We start from the raw sequence: 26,975 nt of genomic DNA, 5'->3' as shown, positions 1-26,975 counted from the left end.
TAAGCTCGCCGACCTCAATGGCTGCCAATTATGACCCACCGTGCCGCACATAACGTCTCCGCTGATCTCCCCCGAGTGGCTTGAACAGAGCCAACTGTCTGCGCCGCCTGACGAACAGACCCTCGACTGGTTGTTCGATCAAGGCTCCTTGACCCGTCGTCTTACTGCGCTTTCAGAAGGTGCCTTTAGTGTTCTGCCGCTCTTCGAGGGCTGGCAGACCTTGCGTGAGGATGAATGCGCGGCTCTGGGCCTCCCCGAAGGCAGTGAGGGCTGGGTGCGCGAAGTGCATTTGCGCGGTCATCAGCTGCCGTGGGTGTTTGCGCGTAGCGTGGCGTCGAGAAGTGCGCTGGAAGCGGGTGGGCTGAATATGGATGCCCTAGGCACCCGCTCGCTGGGCGAGCTGCTGTTTTGTGACCAGGCCTTCAAGCGCGGTGCCCTGCAGGTGTGTCATTACCCGCGTCAATGGTTGCCTGCCGCCGATCAGGCCGATGCGTTGTGGGGCCGCCGCTCGCGCTTTGAGCGCGGGGCCTTGAGTGTATTGGTCGCCGAGGTGTTTTTACCCAATCTGTGGGCTGCCCTGAGTGCCCGGTCGGAGAACAACTGATGTACGTGCGCTTGCTCAAATCACTCAATCGTCTGAACCCGCGTGCCTGGGACTTTATTCAGCTGACCCGCATGGACAAGCCCATTGGCATTTATCTGCTGCTGTGGCCGACGCTGTGGGCCCTGTGGGTTGCGGCAAAGGGCATGCCTTCGCTGAGCAACCTGCTGATCTTTGTATTCGGCGTCATCCTGACCCGTGCCGGTGGCTGTGTGATCAATGACTTTGCCGATCGCAAAGTCGATGGTCACGTCAAACGCACGGTCCAGCGCCCGCTGGTCAGTGGAAAAATCAGCAGCAAAGAGGCCCTGGTGTTTTTTGCACTGCTGATGGGGATCAGTTTCCTGCTGGTGCTGTGCACCAACGCCCCGACCATCGCCCTGTCGTTCGGCGGGCTGGCGTTGGCGGCGAGTTACCCGTTCATGAAACGCTATACCTACTACCCGCAAGTGGTACTGGGCGCCGCATTCTCATGGGGCATGCCCATGGCCTTCACGGCCGAGACCGGCAGCCTGCCAGCGGCAGCGTGGTTGCTGTATATCGCCAACCTGCTGTGGACCGTGGGCTACGACACGTACTACGCCATGACCGACCGCGACGACGACCTGAAAATCGGGGTCAAATCCACCGCCATTCTGTTCGGTGATGCCGACCGCATCATCATTCTCAGTCTGCAAGGCCTGGCCTTGGGTTGCCTGCTGCTGGCCGGAGCACAGTTTGAGCTGGGTGGCTGGTTCCACCTCGGCCTGCTGGCGGCCGCAGCCTGCTTCGTGTGGGAGTTCTGGTACACCCGCGACCGCGATCCGCAGCGCTGCTTCAGAGCCTTCTTGCACAACCATTGGGCCGGGCTGGCGATCTTTGTGGGGATCGTGCTGAATTACGCGCTGGCGTGAACCCGCCGTGTTTCGGCAGCCGTTACAGCGCCGGCACCAACCGTAAAGTGCTGCGCGTATTGAGCTGGATCTCGGCCTCATCCATGTGCGGCGTGTCGTAGTCGCCCTGAACGTAGGAGTGGGCCTGGTCGCTGTAGTGTTTGTCGAAAGGCACGCCGCTTTGACCGACGGGGTTGATGGTCAGACTATGGGACGGGTCGGCGAAGTCGATCAGGCGTCGCGCCGAAGGGCCATAGGTGACTGCCCACGGTGCCGGGCCGAGTTTGGCCGAGAGGTTGTTCGGCACTTCGTGGCTGCCGGGTGCCGCGAATGGGCCAACGTTGAAAAGCCGATCCAGCGGCTTTTGCCGCCCCAGCGGGTGGTCGTGCGTCAGGGTGTGGGCGCGGCCCCAATGCCATTGGCTGAAGTCATCGCCCAGGGTGGCCCTGAGGTGAGCGATGCTGGCGCGCCAGGCGCTCTTCACCGTATCCGCGCGGGTTTCTGTTTGCGCTGTATTGCGGTTGTCCCACCACGGGGAATCAGGACTGGCGGCGAGGCGCGGCAAGGCAGCGTCGATGACGCGGGTGCTCAGCAACGGGTCAAAAAACGCTTCGCCCAGCTCATCATGCATCGCAGCGTCGGTCAGGTTGAACAACAACTGGTTGAATAACGTGGCGGCGGTCGAGTCCAGCGGGTAATCGCCTTTCCATTGCGCCAGATGCTCCACCCACTTGCGTTCGATCGGGTCGCTGACCACCTCTCGCAGCACTGGCAAGAGCGGTTTGAGCACGCGTTGCCCATAGTCTGTGGTGGTACCCAGCTGCAGCGCCCGGCTGTTTTCCAGGGTCCATTTAACGCTGGCATCACTTAGCTGACGGTCCAATTGCTGGCCGCGATCCGCGAGGTTGTAGTAACCGGGGATCTGAATGTTGGCGGGTGAGACCGGCTGGAAGTTGGCCGACACAATGTAGCCGCGGGCCGGGTTTTCTTCTTGCGGGTTGGCGCTGAAGGGGTAAAAGCCGTCTTTGTCTGCCTGGGCTGTGCTGCCATCCAGAATGAAGGATGGATTGACGCCAGCCGGACGTTTCGGCAATTGCGCTGCCGCCCACCAACCGATATCACCCTTGGCGCTGGCCCATACCAGGTTCAGCCCCGGGGCTTGAATATGACGGGCAGCCATACGGGCTTTGCTCAGGCTGTCGGCGCGATTGAGTTGGTAGAAGCCTTCAAGGATCGGGTTCCTGCTTTCGAGAAACCCCCACCACATCGCAATGGGCGTGTTGCCCGCTGTTGCGCCCAGCACATCGTTGATTATTGGCCCATGGGGCGACTGGCGCAGGGTGAAGGTCACCGGCGCTTCGCCCTTGACGGCAATGTGCTGCTCGCTGCTGCTCATATCAACCCACTGACCGTGGTACCACACCTGATTCGGGTTGTCGGGGTTGGTCTTCTCGGCAATCAGGTCCAGATCGTCGTTCTGGAACATGGTCAGGCTCCAGCCGAAATCGCGGTTGTTGCCCAGAAAAGCAAAGGGCACCAGGGCCTGATGGTAGCCATACAGCTCAAAATCCGGTGCCGAGAGCTGCGCCTCGTACCAGACCGACGGCGCGGAAAAGCGAATATGCGGATCGCCCGCGAGCAAGGGTTTGCCACTTTGCGTCCGCTGGCCTGAAACCGCCCAGGCGTTGCTGCCTTCAAACTGTGGCAAGCCGGCCTGGCTCAAGGCTTGATCGCTCAGCCGGGCCAGCGTCCCCAGGGTTTTCCAGTCGCTGGCGGCGAGGACCGGGGCCAGGACACCCTGAGGCTGCCAGTCGAGGTCGAAGACTTTCAGGTAATCGCTGCCCAATTGATCACGGACATAGGTCAGCAGCGGTTCAGTCCGAAACGCCGCTGCAAAGCTATAGGCCATGTAGCCGGCAATACTCAGGGTGTCTTCGGCAGTAAACGGTCGGGGCGTTATGCCCAGCAGGTCGAATTCTACGGGTTTGGCCCGGGTTGCCTGGTATTGATTGATTCCGTCCAGATACGCCTGCAGTGCCAGCCAGGCGGGCGACTGATGATCCAGCTCGGTTACATAGCGGGCGGCCCGTTCGCGAATGCGCAAGCTGCGAAACAACTTGTCGGTATCGACCAGCTTGGGTCCCAGCACCTCGGCCAGCTCACCTCTGGCCAGCCGGCGCATGATCTCCATTTGGAACAGCCGGTCCTGCGCGTGTACGTAACCGAGGGCACGGTACATATCGAGCTGATTACCCGCCTGGATATGCGGCACGCCACGCTCGTCATAACGCACCGTGACCGGGGCTTGCAGGGTATTCAACGCGACTTGCCCCTGACGCACGGGCAGCTTGCCCTGCACATACCAGAGAGCCCCCCCGGCGACAGCGGTGACGATCAGCGTCATCACAATCAGGCTGCGTTTCATGAGTGAACTCCTTGTTCGGGGCACCGGCTTCCTGGCGCAATCAATGAGGGGCGGTATCGGCCTGCCACGGGCAATAACAGCCCACGGCCATGGTATGGGTGGCTTTCACCGGGCGGTTAGTGGACAGCGCGCGCAAGACGGGGTCGATGAAGCTGTTGCTGGCATTGCACGTGGCGCCTTCGCTGTAGGGGCCGAAATAGGCCAGTTGGCCGCTGCGGTCCCAGATCGCCACGGCCGGGCTGGCGCTCAGGTGTTCGGCGCCGGGCAGGCTGGCCAAGGGCTTGATTGCGCCCAGAGTGGCCGGTAAGCGGCCCTGAGTGCCCGGTTTTTGCACGGCGTAAAACTCGACGCCTTGCGGTACATACTGAGCCAGCAGGTCCGCGAGGTGTTGCTGATTGCCGACATTGCACGGGCAGGCCGGATCCCAGAAATGCACCACGCGAATCGGCCCCGGCCCGGACAGCTCGGCGGGCAGGCGCAGGATGTCGCCGGCAAACAACGCTGTTTGATCGCTGAAGACGCGAATGTAGCGGCCTTGAAACCAGTCGTAAGCCACCCACAATCCCGCCGCACAGACCAGCGTTATCAGGCAGGTAATCAGGTTTTTGGCGGTGGGCACAGGCATGCAAAGAGGTCCTCGTAGGCCGGGTAGCTTGCCATGCTTGGCCTGACAGATGAATATCGTCGGTCTATAAAGCCTGTATTGCACCCTTGTGTCTTGTTTGGAAACCCTTATGCCCGCCCCGTTTGCTCCCGACTCTTTGCGCGCCAGCTTGCACCCTTTGGCCGCGGGTCAACCGTTATCGAGCGAGGCTCTGGCGTACCAGCGTTTTTATGGTGTGGATTTTCCCCGGCGGGAAACGCCGGTTCGCCGGCTTCTGGGGCGTTTTAGTGCTGCGGGCTATGACGTGGTCTGCCAGGCATGGTGGCCCGATGCTCCACCGGTGGCGACGCTGTTCGTGGTTCACGGTTTTTACGATCACATGGGGCTGTATAAACATGTCATTGAATGGGGGCTGAACCGGGGGTTTGTCGTCATTGCCTGCGATTTGCCCGGTCATGGCCTGTCGAGTGGCGAGCGGGCCAGCATCGGTGATTTCGCGCAGTATCAGGCCGTGCTGCACGGCTTGTTTCATGAGGCGCAATCGTTGGCCCTGCCGCAACCCTGGCACCTGTGCGGGCAGAGCACCGGTGGTGCGATTGTGCTGGATCATCTGCTGCGCCACGGTGACCAAAGCCCGGCTCAGGGGCAGGCCATTTTGCTGGCGCCATTGGTCAGGCCCAAAGATTGGCACTGGTCGAAGTTCAGTTATTACCTGCTGCGAGCTTTCGTCAAAGGCATTGACCGGCGTTTCAGCGAGAATTCAAACGACCCGGCGTTCTTGCCGTTCCTGCAAGCGGATCCGCTACAGCCGCGGCGTCTGCCGACCGCGTGGGTTGGTGCACTGGCGCGCTGGATTCCGCCTATCGAGGCCGCGCTTCCCAGTGCTCGCCGGCCGCTGGTGATTCAAGGGCAGGCCGACGAAACCGTTGACTGGCGGCACAACCTGAAGGTGCTGAGCGCCAAGTTCGATCAACCCCGGGTGCTGTTATTGCCCAAGGCCCGGCACCACCTGGCGAATGAAACCGCAGAGATACGCGATCGTTATTTCGCATTTCTGGACACGTTCTTTTGATCGACAGTCCATGCTGACGAATGAGCGCCACCAGGCCTCATTGGGCCAGGCTTGAAGTGCTCTGGCCTACGGCCAGCCCGGCGCGAATGGCGGCCAATGCGGCCTGGTAATAGGTTTTGCCTTCGGGCGATTCGGCAAACGTGACGAACTCTTCAAGCTCCGGATCAGACAGGTCGCGATACACGTAGAGCAGGGTGTTATCCAGTTCGCCGGCGATTTGCTCCATCAAACGCTGGCGCTGGCCGTTCAACATGCCTTGAGCCTGGCCGCCGCCCAGCAAGCCGGGGATCATGGAACTCAAGCTGTCGGCCGCCACACCGGCAATCGCCAGGCTGACTTCTGCGCCGGCTTCCCGGGCTGGCAGTGCATTGGATAAATGGTTGATCAGCAACTGGCGCGTCGCGCTGCCTTCGATGCGCGGTAAGCCTTTCGCGTGTTTGGCCAACTGATCGCGACGGGTAGCCAGCAGTTCTGCAGCCACGATCTTGTGGCCTAGCGGCGACTTGAAAAACGTCAGCGCGGGCACGGGGTCAGGCAGATTTTTGCGCATTTGCTGCTTGGCGCGCCGATCCATGGCTTCAGGCGCAAAGCGCTGGCTGCTGTTATTGACCAGGGCTTGATACACCGCAGGCGGCAAGTTATCGCGATAACGCTCTTGAGCGGCGTTGAGGGCATCATTGAAATGCGCACGTTGCTCCGGCCAGCCGGCGACCTTGAACAGATCATCGAGGTTATCTGCCCATGCGGGTAAGGTGCAAAACAGCATTAACAGTAAAAACAAGCGGCGCATGGAGGACTCCTGTCAGCAGGGCGCTATTGTCCGGGTGTGGCCTAGGACTTGTCGAGAATTCGTCTCTCTCAATGAGCTTAAATCAGCGTGTGATTTTTTTTCGCAGGCAGCTCGACGGCGCTGTCGGATTCTCAGGCGTCCCGATATTATGCGCGCCATGCAAATACCTTCTGATCACCCGCTATTGTTGCGTATCGTTGACGACCTGTATGCACAAGGGTGGTCACAACAAAATATCTTTCTGCCCGAGGCTTTGACCCTCGAACTGGCGGCTGAGTGCCATAAACGTGCTGCTGAAGGTGAACTGGTTCCGGCGGCGGTTGGGCGGGGCCTGGCCCAGGAGGTCAGGGAGGGTATCCGCGGTGACCATATTCAATGGCTGGAGCCTGGAGAAGCTTTAGCCTGTGACAATTACCTGGGCTTAATGGAAAGCCTGCGAATCGCCATGAATCGCAGGCTTTTTTTGGGCCTGGAGGACTTTGAAAGTCACTTTGCGCTCTATCCGCCCGGTGCGTTTTACCTCAAGCACCTGGACCGTTTCCGTGATGATGATCGGCGCATGGTCTCTGCCGTGGTCTACCTTAATCAGGCCTGGCTACCCGAGCACGGAGGTCACTTGCGCATGTACCTCGAGGACGGGATCGACTATGACGTACTGCCCGCCGGGGGATGCCTGGTGGTGTTCCTGTCGGGAGAGATCCCTCATGAGGTGATGCCCGCCACTCGCGACCGTCTATCCTTGACCGGCTGGTTTCGCCGGCGTGCGAACGACGTGTTCATATGAGCCAAAAACTATTGATCAGCCGCTGTCTGCTGGGCCATCCCGTGCGTTACGACGGTGGCGCCAACGGCCCGCATCCACAGCTGGCGCAATGGCAGGCCGAAGGCCGGGTGGTCGCCTTGTGTCCGGAAGTGGCAGGCGGCTTGCCGACCCCTCGTGCACCGGCCGAGATCCCCGGTGGTCAAGGCGCGGCGGTACTCAGCGCAAGCGCCCGGGTGATGACCATAGACGGTGAAGACGTCACGCAGGCGTTTGTATCCGGCGCCCGCCAAGCCCTGCAACTGGTTGAACAGCACAGCATTCGCATCGCCATCCTCAAGGCCAACAGCCCTTCGTGTGGCAATGTGCAGACCTATGACGGCAGTTTTACGGGGAGCAAAGTTGAAGGCCAGGGCGTGACTGCGGCGCTCCTGACGCAAGCCGGGGTGCAGGTGTTCAACGAGCTGCAACTGGCCGAAGCGGCCAAAGCGCTGGCAGACCTTGAGGCCGAGTTTTTGTAACCTGTGCTGCTGGCTGTGCTGAAGCCGGAGGGCCGCTGCGGCTACCTTTCAAACCTTCAGCAACGATCACACGTTTTCATGAATTCAGGTAACATCCGGTGCCATTTTGCCTAGGGGAAACACGATGACTGACAAGCAGAAACCACAGCCTTCGGCCTCGGCCACCGCAGAAAGCGCTGATTCAGCGTTGCACCATATCGTTGATGGGTTTTTACATTTCCATCACGAAATCTTCCCTGAGCAAGAAGCTTTTTTCAAAAAACTCGCTACCGCACAAAAGCCCCGTGCGATGTTCATTGCCTGTGCTGATTCGCGGATTGTGCCGGAACTGATCACACAAAGTTCCCCAGGTGATCTGTTCGTCACGCGTAACGTGGGCAATGTCGTGCCCCCTTACGGTCAGATGAACGGCGGTGTATCGACTGCCATCGAGTATGCGGTGCTGGCACTGGGCGTACAGCACATCATCATTTGCGGGCATTCGGATTGTGGCGCGATGCGGGCGGTGCTGAATCCTGCAAGCCTGAAAAAAATGCCCACGGTCAAAGCCTGGCTGCACCACGTAGAAGTGGCCAAGACCATGGTGCAGGACAACTGCAACTGCGCCACCGAAGCCGAAAGCATGCACGTGTTGACCGAAGAAAACGTGATTGCCCAGTTGCAGCATTTGCGCACGCACCCGTCGGTGGCATCGCGCATGGCCAACGGGCACTTGTTTATCCATGGTTGGGTGTACGACATCGAAACCAGTGCGATTAAAGCCTACGACGCTGACAAAGGCTGTTTCCTGCCGCTGGATGGCACCAATCCGATCCCGAGTGCCACGCCCAAGGCACGGTTTTAAACTTAACTGCCATAGCCTTCGTAAGGTCGGGTGTTGGGGGGCTACACCCGGGCTTTACGATGGCCACTTAGCCGGATCGGGTTACAGATCCAGCCCGACACCCAGTTGCTTGGACAGGCACGGCCAGCGTTTCCAGGCCGCGCCTGTTTCCGGGCTGGTCAGGCGTTCGCGGTAGGCTTCAACCGACTCCAGGGCAAAGCTTTCGTCGTTGAGCATTTCGTCGACAGCATGGTGTACGGCTTCGTCCAGTTGATTGGCAAAGGTTTCGCCTACCAATTGATGGGCGATCAGGTTGGCCACCGTCATGTCCAGCGGGATCAGCGGCTGCTGGAAGTGCTTGATATAAAGATCGTTGACCTCTTCTACCAGCCGGTGCGCCAGATACGCCTCATCCAGCAGACCTTCCAGGCCTTCATGGCCGCGGAGCATGGCCGGCGGCTGGGCAAAAAACTGCTCGGCAATTTTGAGTACCGGGCGAATTTGCGACTCGATACCGGCCTCGCGAGCAACCTCATTGGCCGCATCGAGCAAGTCGGGCACCTGTTCGATATAAGCCGTGACGAAACGTGTCATCACCAGATTCTTGTCGGTTTCAGGCAGCTGGATCGCGGCGTGAAGGTGCGGCAATTGAACGGCGAGATGCTTGGCGAGCAAGCCCGTTTCGGCCTCATGCTGTTGGGCACGCAGGATCAGTTCGCGGAGGGCGGCGGTGTTCATGGGAGCTCCAGAGAGGCATAAAACGGGAAAGGAAGAACTTAAAAGTAGCTCTCTTCGGGGCAGGAGCTTTTTTTTAGGGGCAGTATTGTTATTCATTTTATGACCGGGTAGTGAGTGCCATTTGTCGATCGTGCGCAATTTTGCTGTTTTGGATGCTTACATTGCGGTGATGGCACCGCTGTCTATACTCGATTTTGTAAACGTTTTTTGATGACGCCCGACTGCCTGAGCAGACGAGGCTCGGCGGTCAGAGTTCACAGGTTTGAAAACCGCCCCCTTGTACGCAGGTATCTACCGGCGCAATAACAAGAAAAACAAAGGGGAACCCGCGATGCGACATCCACGTGTTTGGATGGGCCTGCTGTTGTGGTCAGTATTCACTCAGGCTCATGGGGCCTGGACGGTGAATATGGCGCCGGGTGTGACAGAAGTCAGTAACGCCGTGTTCGACCTGCACATGACCATTTTCTGGATCTGTGTCGTGATTGGCATCATCGTCTTCACTGCCATGTTCTGGTCGATGATCGTCCATCGGCGTTCCACCGGTCAGCAAGCGGCCAAATTCCACGAAAACACTTCGGTGGAGATCCTCTGGACGGTCGTCCCCCTGCTCATACTCATAGCGATGGCTGTACCCGCCACCAAGACCCTGATCAATATCTACGACAGCACCGAGTCGGATGTCGACATCCAGGTCACGGGCTATCAGTGGAAATGGCATTACAAATACCTGGGTCAGGACGTCGAGTTCTTCAGCAATCTGTCCACCCCTGCCGAGCAGATCCATAACCAGGCCACCAAGGGCGAGCATTACCTGCTTGAAGTCGATGAGCCTCTGGTATTGCCGATTGGCGCCAAGGTCCGGTTTCTGGTGACGTCGGCGGACGTTATCCACTCATGGTGGGTACCCGCCTTCGCGGTCAAGCGCGATGCCATTCCGGGCTTTATCAACGAAGCCTGGACCCGTGTTGAAAAGCCCGGCATTTATCGCGGTCAATGCGCTGAGCTCTGCGGCAAGGATCACGGTTTCATGCCCATTGTGGTCGACGTCAAAACCCGTGCCGATTACGACGCCTGGCTTGCGGAGCGCAAGGCCCAGGCCGCACAACTCAAAGAGTTGACCAGCAAGGAATGGACCCTTGAGGAGCTGGTGGCTCGCGGCGACAAGGTCTACCACACCGCGTGCACGTCCTGCCATCAGGCCGAAGGCCAGGGGCTGCCGCCCATGTTCCCCGCTCTTAAAGGCTCGCCGATTGCCACCGGGCCCAAGGACGAGCACCTGCATCGCGTGTTTTTCGGCAAGCCGGGTACTGCCATGGCGGCCTTCGGCAAGCAATTGTCGGAAGTCGATATCGCGGCGGTGGTGACCTACGAGCGCAATGCCTGGGGGAATAACAAAGGCGATATGGTGACCCCCAAAGACGTGCTGGAATTAAAACAGGCGCAAGGCAAATGAGCGGCTCAAGGATCTGCGCGCACACCGGCCGGGGGCAGCCAGCTGCTGGTTTTTTGGTCCATCCTTACGCAGGAGTCAGGACATGAGTGCTGTAATTGATGACCACGGGGCTGCAGGCGAGCATGCACACGGCCCCGCCAAAGGGTTGATGCGGTGGGTGTTGACCACCAACCACAAAGACATCGGCACCTTGTACCTGTGGTTCAGCTTCTGCATGTTCTTGCTCGGTGGCTCCTTCGCCATGGTCATCCGTGCCGAGCTGTTCCAGCCGGGCCTGCAGATTGTCGAGCCGGCATTTTTTAACCAGATGACTACCATGCACGGGCTGATCATGGTGTTCGGTGCGGTCATGCCAGCGTTTGTCGGCCTGGCCAACTGGATGATCCCGCTGATGATCGGGGCGCCTGACATGGCGTTGCCGAGGATGAACAACTTCAGTTTCTGGCTGCTCCCCGCAGCGTTTCTCATGCTGGTGTCGACCCTGTTCACGGCGGGAGGCGGGCCGAACTTCGGGTGGACGTTTTACGCGCCGTTATCCACGACATATGCACCCGAAAGCGTTACTTATTTTATTTTTGCCATTCATTTGATGGGTATCAGTTCCATCATGGGCGCGATCAACGTGATTGCCACCATTCTCAACTTGCGCGCTCCCGGCATGACGTTGATGAAGATGCCTCTGTTCGTGTGGACCTGGTTGATCACGGCCTTTCTTCTGATTGCAGTCATGCCTGTGCTCGCCGGTGCGGTGACCATGATGCTGATGGATATTCACTTTGGTACCAGCTTTTTCAGTGCGGCCGGGGGTGGCGACCCGGTGTTGTTCCAGCATGTGTTCTGGTTCTTTGGGCATCCTGAGGTCTACATCATGATCCTGCCGGCTTTCGGGGCCGTCAGCGCAATCATTCCGACCTTCTCGCGCAAGCCTTTGTTCGGGTACACCTCAATGGTGTACGCCACGGCGAGCATTGCTTTCCTGTCATTCATCGTATGGGCGCACCACATGTTCGTGGTGGGGATCCCGCTGGTGGGTGAGCTGTTCTTCATGTACGCCACGCTGCTGATTGCGGTGCCTACCGGGGTCAAAGTGTTCAACTGGGCGAGCACCATGTGGCAAGGCTCGTTGACCTTCGAAACACCGATGCTGTTTGCCGTGGCCTTTGTGATTCTGTTCACCATCGGCGGGTTTTCCGGGTTGATGCTGGCCATCGCACCGGCCGACTTTCAGTACCACGACACCTACTTTGTGGTGGCGCATTTCCATTACGTGCTGGTGCCGGGAGCGATTTTCGGGATCTTCGCATCGACCTACTACTGGTTACCGAAATGGACCGGGCACATGTACGACGAAACCTTGGGCAAGCTGCATTTCTGGCTCTCGTTCGTGGGCATGAACCTGACTTTCTTCCCGATGCACTTTGTCGGGCTGGCCGGGATGCCACGGAGGATTCCGGACTACAACCTGCAATTTGCCGACTTCAACATGGTGGCCTCGATTGGCGGATTCATGTTCGGCGCCACGCAGTTTCTGTTCCTGTTTATCGTCATCAAATGCATCCGCGGCGGGCCCAAGGCGCCGGCCAAGCCTTGGGACGGCGCTGAAGGACTGGAGTGGAGCGTCCCTTCGCCCGCGCCTTACCACACCTTCACCACCCCGCCGGAAGTCAAATGAACATCACCGTTGCACGTTCAGGGGGGGCTTATGAATGACTCAACCTCGATCAAGCGTCTGGTCATCCGCCTGTTGCTGCTGGTAACGGTGATGTTTGCCTTTGGTTTTGCCCTGGTGCCGATTTACGACGTGATGTGCAAGGCCTTCGGCATTAACGGTAAAACCGCCGGGCAATATGAAGGCTCGCAGGTGGTGGATGACAGTCGCCAGGTTCGCGTGCAGTTCTTGTCGACCAATGCCATCGACATGGTGTGGGAGTTTTACCCCAAGGGCGATCAACTGGTCGTGAGCCCGGGAGCGGTCAACGAAATGGTCTTTGTGGCGATCAATCCTTCCGATCACCCGATGACGGCTCAGGCCGTGCCGAGTATTTCACCTGCCCAGGCCGCCCAGTATTTCCACAAGACCGAATGCTTTTGCTTTACCCAACAAGTGTTGCAGCCGGGCGAACGCATCGAAATGCCGATGCGCTTTATCGTTGATCGCGATATGCCCAAGGACGTGAAACACCTGACGCTGGCCTACACGCTGTTCGATATCACCGCTCGCCAACCGCCTGCCATCGCCAACGCTGGCAGTGATAGCGCCCGGCTTGCCCGATAAGGAGAACGCTCCATGGCAACTCACGATCACTATTACGTTCCGGCGCAGAGCAAGTGGCCGATTATTGCCTCAGTGGGCCTGTTCATCACGGTGTATGGCCTGGGCATGTGGTTTAACGACATGAAAGCCGCCCGGCCGGATTCTCACGGCCCGCTGATTTTCTTCATCGGTAGCCTGGTACTGGCTTACATGCTGTTTGGCTGGTTCGGTGCAGTCATCAAAGAGAGCCGGGCCGGGCTCTACAGCCCGCAGCTGGACCGATCGTTTCGCTGGGGCATGACCTGGTTTATTTTTTCCGAAGTGATGTTTTTCGTCGCGTTTTTCGGTGCTCTTTTTTACGTGCGCAACATATCGGGTCCCGATATTGCGGGTGAAGGCAGCCGGGCCATGACGCAATTACTGTGGCCGGACTTTCAATTTGCCTGGCCACTGTTGCACACCCCTGACCCGACCCTGTACCCCGCGCCCAAAGACATCATCAACCCTTGGGGGCTGCCGCTGCTCAACACCGTATTGTTGGTCAGTTCGAGCGTGACGGTGACCATTGCTCACCATGCCCTGAACAAGGGCCATCGCGGGGCGCTGAAGTTCTGGCTGGCCCTGACCGTTGTGCTGGGCATCGCGTTTTTGGGGTTTCAGGCTGAGGAATACATTCACGCTTATAAAGAGCTGGGGCTGACGCTGGGCTCCGGGGTCTATGGCGCGACGTTCTTTATGCTCACCGGCTTTCATGGCGCCCACGTCACCATCGGTACCCTGATTTTGCTCGTGATGCTGATTCGAGTGATGCGTGGGCATTTCAACGCTGAGCATCAGTTCGGTTTCGAGGCTGCCACTTGGTATTGGCATTTTGTGGACGTGGTGTGGATCGGTTTGTTTGTGTTTGTGTACGTGCTCTAGGCCGGATCACCAAGGGGCTGAGGACACCAACTGACCGCTGTAGAAGCCCCAGCCGATGAGCGTGACCGTGAGCACGGCGAGGGTCACGCGCACGGTCAGCGCGGTGACCAGGCGATTTGAACGGCCCTGGTCGCTGAGCAGAAAGAACAGGCCGCTGAACAGGCTGATTACGGTCGCAATCAGCATCAGCACAATAGCGATTTTCAACATGATGCAGCTCCGGGCAGACGCAATGAAAATAAGTATAGCGACTGAAACCCCCGCTTACGGACAGCGCCCATGATGCGCTTTCGGCCTGGTATTGCGCCCACCTTGATGGTGTTGGCGTTGCTGCCGTTGTTGGTGTTTCTTGGCTTTTGGCAGCTCGCCCGGGGCGAACAGAAGCGCGTGTTGCTCGCCAGCTATGCAGAGCGTCAAAGCGCGGTGCCGCTGACCGTCGGGCAACTGGCCCTGGTCAGCGAACCGGCGTTTCGCCGTGTGCAGTTGCGTGGGCAATTCGATGCGCATCACAGCCTGCTGCTGGATAACCGGATGCGCGACGGCAAGGTTGGCGTTGAACTGCTGCAACCGTTTCAGGATCAGGCCAGCGGAGCATGGCTGCTGCTGAATCGCGGTTGGTTACCGTGGCCAGATCGGCGCATTCCTCCGACGTTCAGTACCCCGGAGCAGGTTCTTGATCTCCAGGCCTGGGTGTATGAGTCACCCGGGGCTGCCTTTCAGCTGCAAGCCGATCCATCTGCCGCGCGCTGGCCTCGTCTGATCACCGCGGTTGAACCGGCCAGGCTGTGGGCTGAGCTGGGCCGTGAGGGGTTCGCCGATGAGGTGCGTCTTGCGTCGGGCCCGGCGGCTTATCAGGCCGACTGGCCGGTGATCGCCACCGGCATGGGCCCGGAAAAACATACCGCGTATGCCGTGCAATGGTTCGCCATGGCGCTGGCGCTGCTCGGCCTGTACCTCTATCTCGGTTGGCATAACGCTCAGGAGAAACGCCATGGCAACGGCCATCAATCCGCCTGAAACTGCTCGTCCCCCTTCAGCACCTGTGCGCCGGCGCGGGCGGTTGCAACTGATCCTGATCGTATTGCTGACCGTCGGCCCGATGGTGCTGGCCACGGTCATGTACCAGTACAAATTCTGGGTGCCGGAAAGCCGCAGCTATCACGGAGAGCTGATCGGCAACGGGCAAAGTCGGGCCGCGCTTGGCGTACAGGCCGATGAGCAGCGCTGGCAATTACTGGTGACGGCACCTCAGGCCTGCACGGGCGATTGCCAGCAATTGGTGTACCTGGCGCGTCAGATCCAGATAGGCCTTGGGCGTGACGCATCACGGGCCACCCATGCACTGGCGGTCGCGCAACCGGTGGACCCGGAGTACGCCACCCGCCTGCAGCAGCAATACCCGCAACTGTTGCGCTACTCGCTGGACCTGCCGGCCTATACCCGGGGCGCTGAAGGCAATGGCGCGGCGCAACTGTGGATTATCGACCCGCACGGCAATCTGGTACTGCGTTACAACCCTCAGGTCAAAGGCAAGGACGTGCTCAACGACCTGCGCCACCTGCTGAAGCTGTCCAACATCGGATAGGGGTATTGTCATGGCCAAAGCTGGATTCCGCCTCGCGTTGCTGGCCACGCTGCTGGCGCTGCTCGTGGTGTTGCTCGGTGCCTACACCCGGTTGACCCACGCCGGGCTGGGTTGCCCGGACTGGCCCGGCTGTTATGGCTTCCTCAGCGTGCCGCAGAGTGAGGCGCAACTGGCCCATGCCGAGCTGCACTTTCCGGATACGCCGGTGGAGGCCGATAAAGGCTGGAGCGAGATGGTCCATCGTTATTTTGCCGGTGCCCTTGGCCTGATGATTGCGGTGCTGGCTGCGCGGGCCTGGCGTCAACGGCATGTGCCGGATCAACCCCTCAAGTTGCCCCTGTTCATCTTGCTGGTGGTGTTCGCCCAAGCTGCCTTTGGCATGTGGACGGTAACGCTGAAGTTGTGGCCGCAGGTGGTGACGGGGCATTTACTCGGGGGGTTTGCGACGTTGAGCCTGCTGTTTTTGCTGACGCTACGTCTGTCCGGGGTATTACCCGCCCTCGCCGTGCCTCGCCGTTTGCAGCGCTGGGCCACGGCCGGGCTGGTATTGGGGATTTTGCAAATTGCCCTGGGAGGCTGGGTCAGCTCCAACTATGCGGCGGTGGCCTGCATCGATGTGCCCACCTGTCACGGCGAATGGTGGCCTGCCGCCGATTTTGCCAACGGCTTTCATTTGACCCAGCACATCGGTCCCAACTATTTGGGCGGACAACTGGACAGCGATGCCCGCACGGCGATTCACCTCACCCATCGCATGGGGGCTGTGGCACTGACACTGGTTTTACTGGGTCTGGCCTGGCAGTTACGCAAAGTCGGCATGACCCGTCTGGCGGGCTTGTTGTTGGCAGCATTGGCGGTTCAGATCAGCCTGGGCGTGAGCAACGTGGTGTTTCATCTGCCCCTGACCGTGGCGGTGGCGCACAACGCGGGCGGCGCGGCGCTGTTGCTGACGCTGGTGCTGGTTAACTATCACGCTCGCACGGCGCTGGTCAGGGTCAGGGCTCCGCGTTTTGCGCGGTGGACCTTCAGCCCCCGGCGCGCAACGGCCGGTCCCTTCACCCTTAAAGGAGAACTGCCATGGCGACCCTGACCGGCGAGCGTTATCGCTCGGCCCGGTGGCGCGATTACCTGGAGCTGACCAAGCCCAAAGTCGTGGTACTGATGCTCATCACTTCGCTGGTGGGCATGTTTTTGGCGACCCGGGCCGGTGTGCCGTGGGCGGTGCTGGTGTTCGGCAACCTGGGGATTGGCTTGTGTGCGGGGGGCGCCGCAGCGGTCAACCATGTGCTGGACCGGCGTATCGATGCCCTGATGGCGCGCACCCACAAGCGGCCTTTGGCCGAAGGCCGGATCTCGGCCCTGGCAGCATTGTCTTTCGCTTTGTTACTGGCGGTCTCGGGGCTGGCGCTGTTGCTGATTTTTACCAATGCCCTGGCCGCCTGGCTGACGCTGGCTTCGCTGCTCGGCTACGCCGTGATTTACACCGGCTTTCTCAAGCGCGCCACACCGCAGAACATAGTGATTGGCGGGTTGGCCGGGGCGGCTCCGCCATTGTTGGGATGGGTGGCGGTCACTGGCCATGTCACGGCCGAACCCCTGCTGCTGGTGCTGATTATCTTTGCCTGGACCCCGCCGCACTTTTGGGCGCTGGCGATTCATCGCAAGGCCGAATACGCCAAGGCCGATATTCCGATGCTGCCGGTCACCCACGGCGAGCACTACACCAAAGTGCATATTCTGCTGTACACCTGTGTGTTGCTGGCGGTCAGTCTGCTGCCATTTGTGATTCACATGAGCGGCGCGCTTTACCTGGCCTGTGCACTCGGATTGGGCGCACGCTTTCTGCATTGGGCATGGGTGCTGTACCGTGGTACTCAACCGCACGCCGCGATCAATACGTTCAAGTACTCGATTTACTACTTGCTCTGGCTATTTGCCGCGCTGCTTGTCGATCACTACCTCATGTTGAAGCTATGACTAAAACTCAAAAAACGGTCTTTATCCTCGTCGCGCTGGTGGCATTGGTCATGGGCCTGACGTTTAACAAAATCATGTCGGGCAAAGGCCAGGTCGATACGACGTCTCTGATCGATGCGGGGATCATTCTGCTTCCTCAGAGTCGCCAGTTGCCGGAGATAAAAATGACCAATCAGGACGGTCAGCCGGTGCAGATGGACGAGCTGAATGACAAGTGGAGCCTGTTGTTCTTTGGCTACACCTTTTGCCCGGATATCTGCCCGACCACCCTCGCCCAGTTGCGTCAGATCAAAAGCGAGCTGCCGCAAGCGGCGCAAGACAAACTGCAAATCGTACTGGTCAGCGTCGATCCAAACCGCGACACCCCACAGCAGCTCAAGCAATACCTTGGCTACTTCGACCCAACGTTTGTCGGGCTGACACCCGGCTCGGTGGATGAGCTGCAAACGTTGGCCAACGCGGTGAGTATTCCGTTTATCCCGGCGGACACCAGCAAGCCGAACTACACCGTGGACCACAGCGGGAATCTGGCGCTGATCGGGCCGGACGGTACTCAGCGGGGTTTTATCAGGGCACCGTTCAACACCCAGAAAATGGTTGCCCAGTTGCCGGGCTTGCTCGAAAGGAAGTAACGCGGGGGACAGATACAGACAATCCCCTGCAGGTTTCGGCGAGCGCTGCTCCAAAAGAGCTCAGCATTCAGCCGTCCCTGCAGGGGATGGGTCCGTTCTCATAGCGGTGTACGTGGATCAGAACGCCGGAACGATGGCGCCTTTGTATTTCTCTTCGATGAACTTCTTCACTTGCGGCGTGTGCAGGGCATTGATCAGCTTCTGCATATCAGCCGAATCCTTGTTGTCCGGGCGAGCCACCAGAATGTTCACGTAAGGTGAGTCTTTGCCTTCGATGACCAGCGCGTCTTTTTCCGGATTCAGCTTGGCTTCCAGCGCATAGTTTGTGTTGATCAGCGCCAGATCGACCTGGGTCAGCACGCGCGGGATCGTGGCGGCTTCCAGTTCGCGGAACTTCAGGTTTTTCGAGTTTTCGGCGATGTCCTTGGTGGTCGACAGGATGTTTTTCGGATCCTTGAGCGTGATCAGCCCCGCCTGTTGCAGCAGCAGCAAGGCACGGCCGCCGTTGGTGGCATCGTTAGGGATGATCACGGCTGCGCCGTCCGGGATATCGGCAACGTTCTTGAATTTGCTGGAGTAAGCACCCAGCGGCTCGAGGTGAACGTTGGCTACGTTGACCAGATCGGTGCCTTTAGCCTTGTTGAACTCATCCAGGTATGGCTGGTGCTGGAAGAAGTTGGCGTCCAGACGCTTTTGCGCGACTTGTACGTTGGGTTGCACGTAGTCAGTGAAAACCTTGACCTTGAGATTAACGCCCTCTTTGGCCAGCGCAGGCTTCACGAACTCCAGGATTTCAGCGTGTGGCACCGGCGTAGCCGCCACCGACAGATCGCCTGCCTGAGCCGAAAACGCAGCAACAGCAGCCACAGCAGCAAATAACTTCTTCATTCAGCAACTCCTTGTGGGCACCTGCTTTCAGGTGCCTGCCAGCCGCGGGCTGGCGGTTACGTTTATTAACGAGGCCACGCTTACTTGCGCGAAAAGTGCACCACCAGCCGATCGCCAACGGTTTGCAGAATTTGCACCAGAATCAGCAGCAGTACCACTGTGACGATCATGACGTCGGTCTGGAAACGTTGGTAACCGAAGCGGATTGCCAGGTCGCCCAAACCACCGGCACCGACCACACCGGCCATAGCAGTGTAGGAAACCAGTGTGATTGCAGTCACGGTAATCGCCGCAAAGATGCCGGGACGGGCTTCTGGCAGCAGCGCGCTGGTAATGATCTGGCGGGTACTGGCGCCCATTGCCTGGGTCGCTTCGATAATGCCGCGATCCACTTCGCGCAGTGCGGTCTCGACCAAGCGGGCGAAGAACGGTGTGGCGCCGACCACCAGTGGCGGAATTGCACCGGCAACGCCCAGCGACGTCCCGGTGATCAGCACGGTGAACGGGATCATGACGATCAGCAGGATGATAAACGGCAGCGATCGCAGGATGTTCACCACCAGCGACAGCAAGGCATACACCGCTTTTTGTTCAAACAGTTGCCGAGGGCTGCACAGAAACAGCAGCACGCCCAGCGGCAGACCCAACACGATGGTGAACAGCAGCGAACCGCCAAGCATCATCAGCGTGTCGCCGGTGGCCAGCCAGATTTCGTACCAGTCGATGTTGCCGAAAAAGCTCAAAAGGGATTCCATTAGCGCAGCACCTCCATATGTACGTCCGCAGCGATGAAGCGCGCGAAAGCAGCTTCCATGTCGCCACCGGTGATGGCGAGGGTCAGTTGCCCATAAGGGGTGTCTTTGATGCGGTCAATGCGGCCGGCCAGGATGCTGTAGTCCACACCCGTTTCACGAGCGATGGTGCCCAGCAACGGCGCGTAGGTGCCTTCGCCCTGGAAGGTCAGGCGAACAATGCGACCTGGCACATGAGCGAAGTCGTCGCGCTGCTCGCTTTCATCGATGTGCTCGTCTTCCTGCACAAAGCGTTTGGTCGTGGGGTGCGTCGGGTGCAAGAACACTTGCGCTACCGGGCCCTGTTCGACAATCACGCCCGCATCCATCACCGCGACTTCATCGCACACGCGACGGATCACATCCATCTCGTGAGTGATCAGCACGATGGTCAGCTTCAACTCACGGTTGATTTCGGCCAGCAGTTGCAGGACCGACGCCGTGGTTTGCGGGTCGAGGGCACTGGTGGCCTCGTCGCACAGCAGCACTTTTGGCTTGGTGGCCAGCGCACGGGCAATACCCACACGCTGTTTTTGACCACCGGACAGTTGCGCCGGGTATTTTTTGGCGTGGTCAGACAAGCCCACCCGCGCCAGCAATTCAGCGACGCGCTGGTCAATCTCGCGGCGGGACAATTCACCTGCCAGCGTCAGTGGCATCGCGACGTTGTCAGCAACGGTCTTGGATGCCAGCAGATTGAAGTGCTGGAAAATCATGCCGACCTGTTGACGAAAGCGCCGCAGGCCTTTGGCATCCATCGCGGTGACGTCTTCGTTGTCGACAATGATCTGCCCGCCACTTGGGGTTTCGAGGCGGTTGATCAGGCGCAGCAATGTACTTTTACCCGCGCCGGAGTGGCCAATCAGGCCGAACACCTGGCCGCTCTCGACACGCAAACTGGTGGAGTGCAACGCGGGAATGTCCTTACCGGCGACCCGGTAAGTTTTATGAACGTTATGGAACTCAATCACGTAGCGAACCTTGTGGGGCGCGTAAAAAAAGAAGATCAGCGGTTAGCCGGGCGCGCATTTTAGCCTGTCCGTATAGCGGTTCTTAGCATTTATTTCGGTGTAAACCTTCAAATTGGCAATAAGACGACTAAAGGTCAAAAAAAAGGAACGCCTGTAAAGGGTTCCAGTCAGTACTTAGGCAGCTCGCGTCCCGCTTGGGGCATTTGTAGACAGCGCCCGCAAGACGGGCTTTTGCGAACAAGGAGTTAAGTCTGATGAGCACGAAAAAACCGTCTCCGAACAAGAGCCAAATGGCCGGAACAGACACCATGGATCGTGGCAACACGAACGTCAAACTGGACAGCCTGGAGATTTTTCGCGACGACGCGACGGGTCAGGCGTTGCGCACCAATCAAGGGGTGAAGATTGCCGATAATCAAAACACCCTGAAAGCAGGTGCCCGGGGGCCTTCGCTGCTCGAAGACTTCATTATGCGTGAGAAAATCACCCATTTTGACCACGAGCGCATCCCGGAGCGCATTGTCCATGCCCGTGGAACGGGTGCTCATGGTTACTTCCAGACTTATGAGCCGCATACAGCGTTGACCAAGGCCGGCTTCCTGCAGGATCCGGGCAAGAAGACCCCCGTATTTGTGCGCTTTTCTACCGTGCAGGGACCGCGTGGCTCCGGTGACACGGTGCGCGACGTGCGCGGTTTTGCCGTGAAGTTCTATACAGACGAAGGTAACTTCGACCTGGTTGGTAACAACATGCCGGTGTTTTTCATTCAGGACGCGGTCAAGTTCCCTGACTTTGTTCACGCGGTAAAACCTGAACCCCATAATGAAATGCCCACCGGCGGCTCAGCCCATGACACGTTCTGGGATTTCGTTTCGCTGGTGCCAGAAACCGCTCACATGGTGATTTGGGCCATGTCCGACCGGGCTATTCCGAAAAGCCTGCGCAGTATGCAGGGCTTCGGGGTGCATACCTTCCGTTTGATCAATGCCAAAGGCACGTCACATTTCGTCAAATTCCATTGGCGTCCGAGTGTGGGTACGTGTTCGCTGGTGTGGGATGAAGCGCAAAAACTGGCAGGCAAAGACACCGATTTTCACCGTCGCGACCTGTGGGAATCGATTGAAACCGGTGACTTCCCTGAGTGGGAGCTTGGGGTGCAGATCATCGCCGAGGAAGACGAGCATTCGTTTGACTTCGACATTCTCGACCCGACCAAGCTGATTCCCGAAGAGCTGGTGCCGATCACGCCTCTGGGCAAGATGGTGCTGAACCGAAACCCCGACAATTTCTTTGCCGAAACCGAGCAAGTTGCATTTTGCCCCGGGCACATCGTGCCGGGGATCGACTTCTCCAATGACCCGCTGCTGCAAGGGCGTCTGTTTTCATACACCGATACGCAAATCAGCCGACTTGGCGGGCCTAACTTTCACGAAATTCCCATCAACCGTCCCGTTGCCCCCGGGCATAACAACCAGCGCGATGCGCAGCACCGCAGCACCATTAACAAGGGGCGTGCCTCTTACGAGCCGAACTCCATTGACGGCGGCTGGCCTAAGGAAACGCCGCCTGCTGCACACGATGGCGGTTTTGAGAGCTACCCCGAGCGTATCGATGCAAACAAGATCCGCCAGCGCAGCGAGTCTTTCAGTGACCACTTTTCGCAAGCGCGGTTGTTTTTCAATAGCATGAGCAAGCATGAGCAAGAGCACATTATTGCGGCTTACAGCTTTGAGTTGGGCAAGGTCGAGCGCGAACCTATCCGCGAGCGTCAGGTGAATGAAATCCTGGCGAATATTGACCTGGGGCTGGCCAAGCGCGTGGCGGATAACCTGGGCATTACGCCACCCAAGGCGGGTACTGTGGCCGTTCGCAAAACCGGGCTCGCCCAATCTCCGGCCTTGAGCCAGGCCAACCTGCTGCCCGGCGATATCAAGACGCGAAAAGTGGCGATTCTGGCGGCAAATGGTGTCGATGGTGCCGCGATCGATGCGTTAAAGCAGGCATTGGCTGCTGAAGGCGCCCACGCCAAGCTGCTGGGGCCGACGTCGGCACCGGTTAAAACGGCTCAAGGCAAGTTGTTGCCGGTCGATGCGTCGATGGAAGGTTTGCCTTCGGTGGCCTTTGACGCGGTGTTTGTTCCGGGTGGCGCGGCATCAATCAAGGCGTTGAGCGCAGACGGTGTTGCGTTGCACTACCTGCTGGAAGCCTACAAGCATCTCAAGGCCATTGCGTTGCATGGCGAGGCCGCTCAGCTGCTTGATGTGCTGCATCTGCAGGCCGATGAGGGTTTGCTGGTGCTCAAGGATGCCAAGCCGTTCAAGGCATTCTTTGCCGCCATTGCACAACATCGGGTATGGGCGCGGGAAGCCAGGGCCAAGGCAGTGCCGGCGTAACAGGCAGGGGTTGCGCGTGCAGGCGCTCGAAAGCGCCTGCACGGCTGCACTTACGGCTTGCTGGGGGTCAGCACCATTTGCGCAGGCACATGGCGTACGATTTGACGCTCGAGCTTGAGGTCAAACTCAGGGTCGAGCTTTTTGACCCGCTTGCTGATCAGAGTGGACAACCAAGGGTAGTCTGCCGTGCGCGGAACCTGCAGGCTGACGGCACATTGATAGTTGACGATATCTTGCGCGATCAGATCCAACTGATGGCGAAGTTTTGCAATATCGCTGATATTCAATCTGACGGTGGTGCTTTCGGCGGCAGGGTCAATGACCTTCGCCGGTGGTCGGGCTTCGGCTGCTCGAAGGGCAGCTTCGGCTCGCTCCAGCTCAGCTTTACGGGCCTGAGCGATGGCGCTGTTGACGCCTCCGGTCAGTGCCGGGGCCTTGGGCATCAAGGCGCGAGCGCGGCTTAGCGCAGTGGCTGCAGCATTGACATCACCCTTCTGCAACACGATCTGGCTGCGTTGCAGGTAGGCTTCAGCCAGCTGGCGCTGGTACTGCACCAATTGAGGATCATCCGGCGTTTGCGCCTGCAAGGTCGCCAGTTGATCTTCAGCGGTCGCGAGTTCACTGCTGGCCAGGTTTTGCTCCAGCTGTGCAATAGTCGCAGCGCGCGCGTCCGGGACAGCATTGTCGGCAGACGGCGTGCTTTGGCAGGCGCCCAACAGCAAGGAAAACGCTGCCAGGAGCAAGTAACGGGAGTTGAACAGCTTCATTCCTGCGGCTCTCTAAGTGCGCAAAAAACGAGCAAGTCTACACCCCTCGACGGGGCAGAACAAAACTCAGCAGAAACAGTGACGCGGCACACACCACAATCGATGGTCCCGCGGGCGTGTCTTTGAACCATGACAGGGCCAGCCCGCCACACACGGCCAGCATTCCCAGCAAGCTGGCGCCCAATGCCATTTGCTCCGGGGAGCGGGCGTGACGTTGAGCCGCTGCGGCCGGGATGATCAGCAGGGACGTGATCAATAGCACCCCGACAATCTTCATCGCCACGGCGATCACCACGGCGATCAACAGCATCAAGGTCAAGCGCAGTGCGGCTATCGGCAGACCTTCAACCATGGCGAGCTCTTCATGCACGGTAATCGCCAGTAACGGCCTCCACAGTGCGACCAGCAAAGTCAGCACCGCAGCACTGCCGCCGATGATCCACATCAGGTCGGTCGGACTGATCGCCAGCAAGTCACCGAACAGGTAGGCCATCAGGTCGATCCGCACTTCATGCATGAAGCTTAGTACGACCAGCCCGAGGGACAAGGTGCTGGGTGCGAGAATTCCGAGAAGAGTGTCGGAGGCCAGGGATTGACGCTGTTGCAAGGTCACCAGCAACACGGCCAGCAACAGGCAGCCGACCGTCACCGCAATGGTGGGGCTGATGTCGAGCAAAAAGCCCATGGCTACGCCAAGCAAGGCCGCGTGGGACAACGTGTCGCCAAAATAAGCCATGCGCCGCCAGACCACGAACGAACCCAGTGGGCCTGCGACGATTGCCAGCGCCAGGCCTGCCAGCAGGGCATACAACAGAAAATCAGCCATGCTTGCAGCCTTCTCCATGAACATGTGCGGGCGCCGCTGCGGCGTCTTCGCTGACCACTGAACCATGCAAATCATGGGCGTGGTCGTGGTGGTGGTGATAAATCGCCAGGCTTTGTGCGTCTTTGCCAAACAACTCAACGAAAGCCGGGTCGCCGCTGACCTGCTCCGGATGACCCGAGCAGCAGACGTGACGGTTGAGGCAGACCACTTGGTCGGTGGTGCTCATCACCAGGTGCAAGTCGTGAGAAACCATCAACACCCCGCAACCGTGGCGGTCGCGCAAGCGTGTGATCAGGCTGTAGAGCTCGGCCTGGCCGGCGACATCCACGCCTTGTACCGGCTCGTCCAGCACCAGCAGCTCGGGCTTGCGCAACAGGGCGCGGGCCAGCAATACGCGCTGCATTTCACCGCCTGAAACACTTTGCACCGGACTGTCGATGACCTTTTCGGCGCCCACTTCTTTGAGTGCGGCGAGGGCCTGGGCGCGATCCACGCCGGGCACCAAGCGCAAAAAGCGCAGCACGGACAATGGCAGCGTGGGGTCGACGTGCAATTTTTGCGGCATATAGCCGACGCGCAACTTGGGCTTGCGCCAGACGCTGCCGCGGGTGGGCTTGAGCAAGCCGAGTACGGCTTTGACCAGCGTGGTTTTCCCGGCACCGTTGGGGCCGATCAGGGTGACAATCTGGCCGGGCTCAACACTCAGCTGGATGTTGTCGAGTACGTTTTGCCCGGCATAAGTCACCGTGACGTGTTCAAGGCGAATCAGTGCGGTGCTCATCAGGACTCCCGGCAACCCGAACACAGGCCAATCACTTCAACAGTCTGCCCTTCCACAGTAAAGCCGACATCGTGGGCGCTGTTGATAATCGCATCGCTGATGGTTTTTTGTTCAAGCTCGATGGCCGCATGGCAACTGCGGCAAATCAGGAACTGTCCCTGATGCGGATGCTCCGGGTGGCTACAGCCGATAAAAGCGTTGAGCGACGAAATGCGGTGCACCAAACCATTTTCGAGCAAAAAATCCAGTGCCCGATAAACGGTCGGCGGTGCGGCCCGACGTCCATCCTGCTCGCTGAGCACCGCCAGAATGTCATAGGCCCCCAGCGGCTTATGGCTCTGCCATACGAGTTCCAGCACGCGGCGACGCAATGCCGTCAGACGCAGGCCTTTTTGCGCGCACAGAACATCCGCCTCGCTGAGCGCGCTGTGAACGCAGTGAGAGTGATCGTGGGGACGGCTGGCAAGCGGTGTTATAGGCATGGGCGGCGACGATTTTTGATGGAGACGTTATTATGTTACCTGTTTCAGCCATCATGAGTGCTCATCGTGCCGCGTCTTTTTTCCCTTTTTCTTACTTTAAGCGCCAGTTTATGGGTGTTTAGTCCGGCTCAGGCCGAGGTCAGCGTACTGACCAGTATCAAGCCCTTGCAGCTGATTGCAGCCGCGGTGCAGGACGGTGTGGGCCAGCCGGAGGTACTTTTGCCACCGGGGGCTTCGCCGCATCACTATGCTTTGCGCCCTTCTGACGTACGGCGTGTGCAGTCGGCTGACCTGCTGTACTGGATCGGGCCGGATCTGGAAGGCTTCTTGCCGCGAGTGACCAAGAGCCGCACCCTGCCGAGCATCATGGTGCAAAACCTGCCGGGTTTGAAACTGCGTCATTTCGCCGAAGATAACCACTCCCATGAAGAAGATGCTGCCGAACATGATCACGATCATCGCCCGGGATCGCTGGACGCCCATTTGTGGCTCGCCCCTGACAATGCGCGGGTGATCGCAGCCAGAATGGCGGCTGACTTGAGCGAGAAAGACCCGGCGAACGCAGCTCGTTACCAAAGTAACCTCAAGGCGTTCAATGAGCGTCTGGATGCATTGGATGCGCGGCTAAAGGTGCGTATGGCCGCGGTTGCGGATAAGCCGTACTTCGTTTTCCACGAAGGCTACGACTATTTTGAAAATGCCTATGGGCTCAAGCATGCTGGCGTGTTCAGCGTCGCGTCGGAAGTACAGCCCGGCGCTCAGCATGTGGCGGCGATGCGCAAGCGTTTGCAGGAAGTGGGCAAGACCTGTGTATTCAGCGACCCTCCCATTCGTCCGCGCCTGGCTGAAACGCTGACTGCGGGCATGCCGGTCAAACTGGCTGAGCTGGATGCATTGGGTGGTTTTACGCCTGCTACCGCTCAAGGCTACGAGCAGTTGCTGGAGAAGTTGGGGAACGACCTGGCAGGCTGCCTCGAAAGCCTCTAAACCACGGCTAATCCTGTAGCCGCCACCGAGGATTTGACGGCGGCTACACGGATTGCGA

The 26,975-nt window shown here is 59.0% G+C and carries 28 protein-coding genes and 1 pseudogene; 17 read left to right on the top strand and 12 right to left on the bottom strand.

The window, feature by feature from the left end; genetic code table 11:
- The first annotated feature begins 40 nt into the window (after positions 1-40).
- Both AWM69_RS02140 and ubiA read left to right on the top strand, forming a co-directional pair.
- Positions 41-604 carry a chorismate lyase gene (locus tag AWM69_RS02140; RefSeq protein ID WP_218725667.1) on the top strand — a complete coding sequence of 188 codons (564 nt, stop codon included), beginning with the start codon at positions 41-43 and terminating at the stop codon, positions 602-604.
- Positions 604-1,494, top strand: a complete 891-nt coding sequence (gene ubiA / locus AWM69_RS02135; protein WP_218725666.1) for a 4-hydroxybenzoate octaprenyltransferase — start codon at positions 604-606, stop codon at positions 1,492-1,494. Before AWM69_RS02140 ends, ubiA begins: the two co-directional genes overlap by 1 nt.
- A 22-nt stretch (positions 1,495-1,516) precedes the next feature.
- Here the strand turns inward: ubiA and AWM69_RS02130 are convergent, their stop codons facing one another.
- Both AWM69_RS02130 and AWM69_RS02125 read right to left on the bottom strand, forming a co-directional pair.
- Positions 1,517-3,898, bottom strand: coding sequence for a penicillin acylase family protein (locus tag AWM69_RS02130; protein ID WP_218725665.1), 2,382 nt, complete (start codon positions 3,896-3,898; stop codon positions 1,517-1,519).
- A gap of 40 nt (positions 3,899-3,938) precedes the next feature.
- Positions 3,939-4,523: a DUF6436 domain-containing protein gene (locus AWM69_RS02125; RefSeq protein WP_218725664.1), complete on the bottom strand. Its 585-nt coding sequence runs from the start codon at positions 4,521-4,523 to the stop codon at positions 3,939-3,941.
- A 109-nt stretch (positions 4,524-4,632) separates the two neighbouring features.
- Between AWM69_RS02125 and AWM69_RS02120 the strand changes: the two genes are divergently transcribed.
- On the top strand, positions 4,633-5,574 hold the full coding sequence (locus tag AWM69_RS02120) for an alpha/beta hydrolase (protein ID WP_218725663.1): 942 nt from the start codon (positions 4,633-4,635) through the stop codon (positions 5,572-5,574).
- A gap of 37 nt (positions 5,575-5,611) precedes the next feature.
- Here the strand turns inward: AWM69_RS02120 and AWM69_RS02115 are convergent, their stop codons facing one another.
- Positions 5,612-6,364 carry a DUF2059 domain-containing protein gene (locus AWM69_RS02115; protein ID WP_131654295.1) on the bottom strand — a complete coding sequence of 251 codons (753 nt, stop codon included), beginning with the start codon at positions 6,362-6,364 and terminating at the stop codon, positions 5,612-5,614.
- A gap of 148 nt (positions 6,365-6,512) precedes the next feature.
- On the opposite strand from AWM69_RS02115, the gene AWM69_RS02110 reads away from it, so the two are divergent.
- The 3 genes from AWM69_RS02110 to AWM69_RS02100 all read left to right on the top strand — a co-directional run bounded on the left by AWM69_RS02110 (position 6,513) and on the right by AWM69_RS02100 (position 8,489).
- The gene (locus AWM69_RS02110) at positions 6,513-7,148 is read left to right on the top strand and encodes a 2OG-Fe(II) oxygenase (protein WP_131654296.1); all 636 of its coding nucleotides are present in this window, start codon (positions 6,513-6,515) and stop codon (positions 7,146-7,148) included.
- Positions 7,145-7,645 (top strand): DUF523 domain-containing protein, encoded by a 501-nt coding sequence (locus AWM69_RS02105; RefSeq protein WP_218725662.1) that lies wholly within the window; start codon positions 7,145-7,147, stop codon positions 7,643-7,645. Before AWM69_RS02110 ends, AWM69_RS02105 begins: the two co-directional genes overlap by 4 nt.
- 124 nt (positions 7,646-7,769) lie before the next feature.
- Positions 7,770-8,489, top strand: coding sequence for a carbonic anhydrase (locus AWM69_RS02100; protein WP_048381321.1), 720 nt, complete (start codon positions 7,770-7,772; stop codon positions 8,487-8,489).
- 81 nt (positions 8,490-8,570) lie between these two features.
- Here the strand turns inward: AWM69_RS02100 and AWM69_RS02095 are convergent, their stop codons facing one another.
- On the bottom strand, positions 8,571-9,206 hold the full coding sequence (locus AWM69_RS02095; RefSeq protein WP_131654298.1) for a hypothetical protein: 636 nt from the start codon (positions 9,204-9,206) through the stop codon (positions 8,571-8,573).
- Positions 9,207-9,537: 331 nt separating this feature from the next.
- Between AWM69_RS02095 and coxB the strand changes: the two genes are divergently transcribed.
- From coxB to AWM69_RS02075, 4 genes are all read left to right on the top strand, one after another.
- The gene (coxB, locus tag AWM69_RS02090) at positions 9,538-10,662 is read left to right on the top strand and encodes a cytochrome c oxidase subunit II (protein ID WP_218725661.1); all 1,125 of its coding nucleotides are present in this window, start codon (positions 9,538-9,540) and stop codon (positions 10,660-10,662) included.
- 82 nt (positions 10,663-10,744) lie between these two features.
- Positions 10,745-12,334, top strand: a complete 1,590-nt coding sequence (gene ctaD / locus AWM69_RS02085) for a cytochrome c oxidase subunit I (RefSeq protein ID WP_218725660.1) — start codon at positions 10,745-10,747, stop codon at positions 12,332-12,334.
- 30 nt (positions 12,335-12,364) lie between these two features.
- Positions 12,365-12,937, top strand: coding sequence for a cytochrome c oxidase assembly protein (locus AWM69_RS02080; protein WP_218725659.1), 573 nt, complete (start codon positions 12,365-12,367; stop codon positions 12,935-12,937).
- Positions 12,938-12,949: 12 nt separating this feature from the next.
- Positions 12,950-13,837 (top strand): cytochrome c oxidase subunit 3, encoded by an 888-nt coding sequence (locus AWM69_RS02075; RefSeq protein WP_048381312.1) that lies wholly within the window; start codon positions 12,950-12,952, stop codon positions 13,835-13,837.
- A gap of 6 nt (positions 13,838-13,843) precedes the next feature.
- On the opposite strand, the gene AWM69_RS02070 is transcribed toward AWM69_RS02075, so the two are convergent.
- Positions 13,844-14,047: a twin transmembrane helix small protein gene (locus AWM69_RS02070; protein WP_218725658.1), complete on the bottom strand. Its 204-nt coding sequence runs from the start codon at positions 14,045-14,047 to the stop codon at positions 13,844-13,846.
- 69 nt (positions 14,048-14,116) lie between these two features.
- Here AWM69_RS02070 and AWM69_RS02065 point away from each other — a divergent pair, with 69 nt between their 5' ends.
- The 5 genes from AWM69_RS02065 to AWM69_RS02045 are packed head-to-tail and all read left to right on the top strand — an operon-like array spanning position 14,117 to position 18,031.
- Positions 14,117-14,854, top strand: a complete 738-nt coding sequence (locus tag AWM69_RS02065) for an SURF1 family protein (protein ID WP_131654300.1) — start codon at positions 14,117-14,119, stop codon at positions 14,852-14,854.
- Positions 14,829-15,422: a hypothetical protein gene (locus AWM69_RS02060; RefSeq protein ID WP_131654301.1), complete on the top strand. Its 594-nt coding sequence runs from the start codon at positions 14,829-14,831 to the stop codon at positions 15,420-15,422. The genes AWM69_RS02065 and AWM69_RS02060 overlap by 26 nt, the downstream gene beginning before the upstream one ends.
- A 10-nt stretch (positions 15,423-15,432) precedes the next feature.
- Positions 15,433-16,512, top strand: a complete 1,080-nt coding sequence (locus tag AWM69_RS02055; protein ID WP_218725657.1) for a heme A synthase — start codon at positions 15,433-15,435, stop codon at positions 16,510-16,512.
- Positions 16,500-17,399, top strand: a complete 900-nt coding sequence (gene cyoE, locus AWM69_RS02050; RefSeq protein ID WP_218725656.1) for a heme o synthase — start codon at positions 16,500-16,502, stop codon at positions 17,397-17,399. The genes AWM69_RS02055 and cyoE overlap by 13 nt, the downstream gene beginning before the upstream one ends.
- Positions 17,396-18,031 (top strand): SCO family protein, encoded by a 636-nt coding sequence (locus tag AWM69_RS02045; RefSeq protein WP_048381300.1) that lies wholly within the window; start codon positions 17,396-17,398, stop codon positions 18,029-18,031. Before cyoE ends, AWM69_RS02045 begins: the two co-directional genes overlap by 4 nt.
- Positions 18,032-18,148: 117 nt before the next feature.
- Here AWM69_RS02045 and AWM69_RS02040 read toward each other — a convergent pair whose 3' ends face one another.
- The 3 genes from AWM69_RS02040 to AWM69_RS02030 all read right to left on the bottom strand — a co-directional run bounded on the left by AWM69_RS02040 (position 18,149) and on the right by AWM69_RS02030 (position 20,681).
- Positions 18,149-18,919 carry a MetQ/NlpA family ABC transporter substrate-binding protein gene (locus AWM69_RS02040; protein ID WP_131654304.1) on the bottom strand — a complete coding sequence of 257 codons (771 nt, stop codon included), beginning with the start codon at positions 18,917-18,919 and terminating at the stop codon, positions 18,149-18,151.
- Positions 18,920-18,999: 80 nt separating this feature from the next.
- On the bottom strand, positions 19,000-19,674 hold the full coding sequence (locus AWM69_RS02035; protein ID WP_048381297.1) for a methionine ABC transporter permease: 675 nt from the start codon (positions 19,672-19,674) through the stop codon (positions 19,000-19,002).
- Positions 19,674-20,681, bottom strand: a complete 1,008-nt coding sequence (locus tag AWM69_RS02030; protein ID WP_131654305.1) for a methionine ABC transporter ATP-binding protein — start codon at positions 20,679-20,681, stop codon at positions 19,674-19,676. The genes AWM69_RS02035 and AWM69_RS02030 overlap by 1 nt, the downstream gene beginning before the upstream one ends.
- A gap of 233 nt (positions 20,682-20,914) precedes the next feature.
- On the opposite strand from AWM69_RS02030, the pseudogene katE reads away from it, so the two are divergent.
- Positions 20,915-23,074 (top strand): annotated as a pseudogene (gene katE / locus AWM69_RS02025) (catalase HPII); the annotation flags it as partial.
- Between the two features lie 50 nt (positions 23,075-23,124).
- Here the strand turns inward: katE and AWM69_RS02020 are convergent.
- The 4 genes from AWM69_RS02020 to AWM69_RS02005 are packed head-to-tail and all read right to left on the bottom strand — an operon-like array spanning position 23,125 to position 25,930.
- On the bottom strand, positions 23,125-23,841 hold the full coding sequence (locus AWM69_RS02020) for a PA5502 family lipoprotein (RefSeq protein ID WP_131654307.1): 717 nt from the start codon (positions 23,839-23,841) through the stop codon (positions 23,125-23,127).
- A 37-nt stretch (positions 23,842-23,878) separates the two neighbouring features.
- Complete coding sequence (znuB, locus tag AWM69_RS02015) at positions 23,879-24,667, bottom strand: zinc ABC transporter permease subunit ZnuB (protein WP_131654308.1); 789 nt, start codon at positions 24,665-24,667, stop codon at positions 23,879-23,881.
- On the bottom strand, positions 24,660-25,448 hold the full coding sequence (gene znuC / locus AWM69_RS02010) for a zinc ABC transporter ATP-binding protein ZnuC (RefSeq protein ID WP_218725655.1): 789 nt from the start codon (positions 25,446-25,448) through the stop codon (positions 24,660-24,662). The genes znuB and znuC overlap by 8 nt, the downstream gene beginning before the upstream one ends.
- Positions 25,448-25,930 (bottom strand): Fur family transcriptional regulator, encoded by a 483-nt coding sequence (locus tag AWM69_RS02005; RefSeq protein WP_048381286.1) that lies wholly within the window; start codon positions 25,928-25,930, stop codon positions 25,448-25,450. The genes znuC and AWM69_RS02005 overlap by 1 nt, the downstream gene beginning before the upstream one ends.
- 66 nt (positions 25,931-25,996) lie before the next feature.
- On the opposite strand from AWM69_RS02005, the gene znuA reads away from it, so the two are divergent.
- Complete coding sequence (gene znuA, locus AWM69_RS02000) at positions 25,997-26,917, top strand: zinc ABC transporter substrate-binding protein ZnuA (RefSeq protein ID WP_218725654.1); 921 nt, start codon at positions 25,997-25,999, stop codon at positions 26,915-26,917.
- Positions 26,918-26,975 lie beyond the last annotated feature (58 nt).

Origin of the sequence: Pseudomonas sp. D1HM, assembly GCF_019266105.1 — a bacterium.
Lineage (GTDB): Bacteria > Pseudomonadota > Gammaproteobacteria > Pseudomonadales > Pseudomonadaceae > Aquipseudomonas > Aquipseudomonas taetrolens.
The sequence above is the reverse complement of the archived record's forward strand: the minus strand, read 5'-3'. Positions and strand labels throughout refer to the sequence as shown.